Raw genomic sequence first — 4992 nt, 5'->3', positions numbered from 1 at the left:
CCTCCCCGCCGCTCTGCCCAGCTCGTGGACGTCTTGGTATTAGGCCTACCACCGCCCGGCACTTGGGGGGTGGGACATGGAGCGGGGCGGCGTCGCGTGCCCAGCCCCGCGACGCCGCCCCCCGTGTGCCGGCCGGTCCAAATGTGCCGGTCGGTCCGATCCTCGGGAGGCTGCGCGAGGGACGGCGGGCGGCAGAGGTTACTTTGGGGTGCGGTGTGGTCCCGTGACGGCGGGGCCGAGGTCCTGTGGTCACGGGACCTTAGGAAGGGTTCGGGGAGTTGGAGCGCAGGAGTCTTGGTGCGGCGGCGCTCGCCGTGGGTGCGGTCGGTCTTGGCTGCATGCCGATGAGCTGGGCGTACAGCGCGTCGCAGCAGCGCGGTGACCGTGCGTTGCGTGCGGTGCACGCCGCGCTCGAGGCGGGTGTCCAACTGCTCGACACGGCCGACATGTACGGCCCCTTCACCAATGAGCTGCTGGTGGGCCGGGCACTGAAGGGCCGCAGGTCCGATGCCTTCGTCTCCACCAAGTGCGGGCTGCTGGTGGGCGATCAGCACATCGTCGCCAATGGCCGCCCCGGCTATGTGCGGCGGGCCTGTGACGCCTCGCTCCGGCGGCTGCAGACCGATGTGATCGATCTGTACCAGCTGCACCGGGCCGATCCCGAGGTGCCGGTCGAGGAGACCTGGGGCACGATGGCGGAGCTGGTGACCGCCGGAAAGGTGCGGGCGCTCGGACTCTGTGCGGTCGGGGCACGGGCTTCACGCCGGCCGGGTGCCCGAATGTACGACGAAACGATCCGTCAGCTGGAGCGGGTGCAGCAGGTCTTCCCGGTGAGCGCGGTGCAGGCGGAGCTCTCGGTCTGGTCGCCGAAGGCGCTGGAGTCGTTGCTTCCGTGGTGCTCCGCGCGGGGTGTGGGGCTGCTGGCGGCGATGCCGCTGGGTAACGGCTATCTGACGGGCACGCTGACCCCGGGACAGGGCTTCGAGCCCGAGGATCTGCGGGCCAGGCATCCACGGTTCACGGCCGAGATGATGGCGGCGAACCAGCCGGTGGTGGTCGGGCTGCGGCGGATCGCCGAGCGGCACGGGGCGACTGCGGCGCAGGTGGCGCTGGCCTGGGTGCTGCGGCAGGGGCCGCATGTGGTGCCGGTGCCGGGGACCAAGCGGGAGCGGTGGGCGGTGGAGAACGCGGGGGCGGCCGGGCTGACGCTGACCGCGCAGGATCTGATGGAGATCGCCCGGCTGCCCCCGGCGCGAGGATCGTGGGACTGATCACCGGCCACCCATGTGCGATCACCGGTCGAGAAAGTTGGCGGGCCTGGGGAACCCGGGGCGGGGCCGCGGTGTAAGAACAGTAGTTGGGTGGCCGTCGAAGGGATCGGTGCTGTGCGCGGTGTTCTGTTCGAATCTGTACAAGGCCCTGCGGGTCGTCGGGAACGGCGTCGAGGCGTGCGCCACGGAACAGTGGCCGCACTGGCCGCGGGCACGCTGCTGCTGACCGCGGGGTGTTCCTCGGGGAACGGTTCCGCCAGCACGTCGGGCGTCGGACAGATGCCGTCGTCGTTCCGCTCCTCCCCCGCCGCCTCGGACCCGTCGGCCTCCCCGTCCGCGTCGGTCGCCCTGCCACCCGCGAAGGGCTCGGTCAAGGTGGTCTCCACGCTCACCGCGGGCCTCGACTCTCCCTGGGGGCTGGCGGAGCTGCCCGGCGGCGATCTGCTGGTCTCCTCGCGCGACAAGGGCACGATCACCCGGATCGACGGGAAGAGCGGCGAGAAGACCCTGCTGGGCGCCGTGCCCGGGGTGTCGCCCGGTGGGGAGGGAGGGCTGCTGGGGATCGCGGTCTCCCCCACGTACGGTTCGGACCATCTGGTGTACGCGTACTTCACGACCGCGTCCGACAACCGCATCGCGCGCATGCAGTACGACGAGAACGGCACGGCACCCGGCCGGCTGCTGGGTGCGCCGGACACGATTCTGCGGGGCATCCCGAAGGGCTCGATCCACAACGGCGGACGGATCGCCTTCGGCCCGGACCACATGCTGTACGCGGGCACAGGGGACACGGGGGACACCGGGCTCGCACAGGACAAGAAGTCGCCGGCCGGCAAGATCCTGCGGATGACCCCGGACGGCCGGCCGCTGCGCGGCAATCCGGAGGCCGACTCCGTGGTGTATTCGTACGGCCACCGCAATGTGCAGGGGCTGGCCTGGGACGGGCAGAAGCAGCTGTGGGCGTCCGAATTCGGGCAGGACACCTGGGACGAACTGAACCGGATCGTGCCGGGTGGGAATTATGGCTGGCCGGAGGTCGAGGGCAAGGCGGGAAAGCCGGGTTTCATCGATCCCGTGGCACAGTGGAAGCCGTCCGAGGCGTCCCCGAGCGGGATCGCCTTCGCCAAGGGTTCGATCTGGATGGCGGGCCTGCGTGGTGAGCGGCTGTGGCGGATTCCGCTGTCCGGCCGGAGGGGCGGGGAACCTCTGGCGGCCCCGCAATCGTTCCTGAAGGGGAAGTACGGCCGTCTGCGCACCGTGCTCGCCGCAGGCGGCAACAGGCTCTGGCTGGTCACGAGCAATACGGACACCCGTGGCACCCCGAAGCCGGGAGACGACAGGATCCTGGTGCTGGAGGTGCGGTAGCGGCTACAGCAGGCGAAGGGCGTGCGACCGGTGTTCAACTTCTTCGAGGAACTCTTCGCGCCCGGCCGTAAGCACGCCGCCGAGGAGCAGAAGCGGCTGGAGCTGACCCGGGTGGATCTCGGTGTCGGCGACCCGGGGCGCGGGCCGATCGACCTGGCCTCCGGAAAGGTGATCGTCAGGGCGTCCGGTACAGACGGCGGTCCGGGGGCGGATCAGGCCGCGACGGACGCGATACCGGACCCGGACCGGGCGGCGGACGACGCCGATGAGGCGGCCGGGCCGGATGCCCCGGACGCTCCGTAGGTCGGACGCCCCCGGGGTCAGGAGACGTTGCGGGCCGGGTACAGACGGAGCCGGTGGGCCAGGGCGGCCGCCTCACCACGGCTGGAGACGCCGAGCTTGGCGAGAATGCTGGACACGTGCACGCTCGCGGTCTTGGGCGAGATGTAGAGGTCCTCGGCGATCCTACGGTTGGAGTGACCGGCCGCGACGAGCCGGTGCACATCCTGTTCGCGTCGCGTCAGCCCGAAGGACTCCACCGCCGCCGCTGCCGCCTCGCGCAGGTGGTCCTCGGCCCACTCGCGGTCTGCGGCCTCGTCGGTCGTGCCGTCCTGGGCGGGGACGATGACGGCGGCCGGTATCTCGTGCGCGGTGCCGTGGGCCGGAGTCCGGTCGGGGGTGGTGAGGGTGATGCGGGCGCGGCCGGCCAGCAGCTCGATGGCCTTGGTCAGCGGGCGGGCGCCGAGTCGCCCGGCGGTGCGGTGGGCGTCGCGCAGCAGGGCGGTGGCCGCGGCGAGCGCTCGCCGGGCAGCAGATCGTCACTGACGGCCTCGCGGACCAGCGAGTGCCGGAAGCGGTAGCCGTTGCCCTCCGGGCTGGTGAGCAGCAGGTTGGCTCCGACGGCCGCCCGCAGCGCCTCGATGAGTTCGTCCTCGGCGAGCCGGGCGACCGCGGCCAGCAGTTCGTACTCGACGGTGGAACCGCCCTCGGCGACAATCCGGGCGTCGTCCGGAAGCGTTTCGACACGGACCAGCAGCAGGTCGCGCAGCGAGTCGGAGAGTCGCGAGTGGTCGCCGCTCTCCAGGCTGCAGGCGAGTTCCTCGACGAAGAAGGCGTTGCCGTCGGAGCGTTCGAAGATCTCGTCCACCAGGGCGGCCTCGGGGGTTGCGGTGAGGATGCCGGTGAGCTGGCGGCGGACCTCGGCGCGGCTGAAGCGGGCGAGCTCGATCCGGCGGACGGTACGGAGCCGGTCCAGTTCGGCGAGGAGGGGGCGCAGGGGGTGGCGGCGGTGAATGTCGTCGGAGCGGTAGGTGCCGATCGCGACAAGGCGGCCGCTGCGCACGGTGCGGAAGAGATAGGCGAGGAGATGCCGGGTGGAGGCGTCGGCCCAGTGCAGGTCCTCCAGGACGAGGACGACCGCGCGCTGCGTCGAGATGCGCTCCAGGAGTCCGGCGGTGAGTTCGAAGAGGCGGGCGGTGCTGTGCTCGTCGGTCGCGTCCCGGTCGGCCTCGCCGAGTTCGGGGAGCAGCCGGGCCAGCTCGCCCTCCTGCCCGGCGCAGGCCGCGGCCATCTCGTCGGGCAGGGTGCGGCGCAGGGCGCGCAGGGCGGTGGAGAACGGGGCGTAGGGCAGGCCGTCGGCACCGACCTCGACGCAGCCGCCGACGGCTACGACGGCCTCGCGGCGCACCGCCGCCGCGAGGAACTCCTCGACCAGCCGGGTCTTGCCGACGCCCGCCTCGCCGCCGATGAGCAGCGCCTGCGGCTCGCCGCCAGGGCGGTCGGCCCGGCCGGTGTCCTCTGCGGTGGTGCGGGTGAGCGCATCGATGAGCGAGGCGAACTCACCTGCGCGGCCGACGAACACGGGGCTGACGGACCTGGTCTCCACGTCGCCGAGCATCGCATACGGGTCCGACGGTGCGGGCCCCGGAATCGGGTCGTCCGGCATCTGCGCAGCCGTCACACGACTACAACGCGGCGTGGACGAACCGGTTCCGGTCCGTACCCGGCGGCCCCTCGGCCTCCTTTGCGTACGGAATCACGGGCCTCCCTGCGGGCGGCCCGGCGGGCGCGACGGACCTCCCCGACGAGCCGCTCCCGCTCGGCCCGGCGCTGCAGTTCGGTCTCGTACAGCTTGTGGAGTTCGAGCGAGTACATGTGCTTCTCCCTGAGGACGACGGCCTGTTGGGGCCTGGGGGGCGGCAGTGCTTCTGCCGTGCCCCCACTGTCGTCTCCCAGGGGGTGTCGCCACATAGGGCGAGTTCCGCATCTTCGCGGGGCCGGGGGCCTTGGACCGGCCGGGCGGATGCCTTACGACCTCCCCCACGACAGGGAGCGGGCTCCCCCACGACAGGGAGCC

General features: G+C 71.9%; 5 protein-coding genes and 1 pseudogene. 3 read left to right on the top strand and 3 right to left on the bottom strand.

Annotated elements, in window-relative coordinates; all coding sequences use genetic code 11:
• Positions 1 to 278 precede the first annotated feature (278 nt).
• The 3 genes from ABTZ94_RS36210 to ABTZ94_RS36200 all read left to right on the top strand — a co-directional run bounded on the left by ABTZ94_RS36210 (position 279) and on the right by ABTZ94_RS36200 (position 2939).
• Positions 279 to 1271: an aldo/keto reductase gene (locus ABTZ94_RS36210; RefSeq protein WP_351207480.1), complete on the top strand. Its 993-nt coding sequence runs from the start codon at positions 279 to 281 to the stop codon at positions 1269 to 1271.
• 177 nt (positions 1272 to 1448) lie between these two features.
• Complete coding sequence (locus tag ABTZ94_RS36205) at positions 1449 to 2636, top strand: PQQ-dependent sugar dehydrogenase (RefSeq protein ID WP_502967368.1); 1188 nt, start codon at positions 1449 to 1451, stop codon at positions 2634 to 2636.
• A gap of 30 nt (positions 2637 to 2666) precedes the next feature.
• Positions 2667 to 2939, top strand: a complete 273-nt coding sequence (locus ABTZ94_RS36200; RefSeq protein WP_351207482.1) for a DUF6191 domain-containing protein — start codon at positions 2667 to 2669, stop codon at positions 2937 to 2939.
• 17 nt (positions 2940 to 2956) lie between these two features.
• Here the strand turns inward: ABTZ94_RS36200 and ABTZ94_RS36195 are convergent, their stop codons facing one another.
• From ABTZ94_RS36195 to ABTZ94_RS36185, 3 genes and pseudogenes are all read right to left on the bottom strand, one after another.
• A complete protein-coding gene (locus ABTZ94_RS36195) occupies positions 2957 to 3175 on the bottom strand; it encodes a helix-turn-helix domain-containing protein (protein WP_351207478.1) in 219 nt (72 codons plus the stop codon).
• Between the two features lie 254 nt (positions 3176 to 3429).
• Positions 3430 to 4533, bottom strand: a pseudogene (locus ABTZ94_RS36190) (ATP-binding protein); the annotation flags it as partial.
• Positions 4534 to 4592: 59 nt separating this feature from the next.
• Positions 4593 to 4790 carry a hypothetical protein gene (locus ABTZ94_RS36185; RefSeq protein WP_351207476.1) on the bottom strand — a complete coding sequence of 66 codons (198 nt, stop codon included), beginning with the start codon at positions 4788 to 4790 and terminating at the stop codon, positions 4593 to 4595.
• Between the last annotated feature and the right edge of the window lie 202 nt (positions 4791 to 4992).

The sequence above is a fragment of the Streptomyces sp. NPDC002785 genome, from assembly GCF_040295565.1.
In the GTDB taxonomy this organism is placed as follows: domain Bacteria; phylum Actinomycetota; class Actinomycetes; order Streptomycetales; family Streptomycetaceae; genus Streptomyces.
This window is presented reverse-complemented; position numbering and strand designations above follow the sequence as displayed.

Bases quoted from the DNA above. Each gene is read 5' to 3' on its own strand.
- ABTZ94_RS36185 (WP_351207476.1), bottom strand. From the start codon at position 4,790: ATGTACTCGCTCGAACTCCACAAGCTGTACGAGACCGAACTGCAGCGC.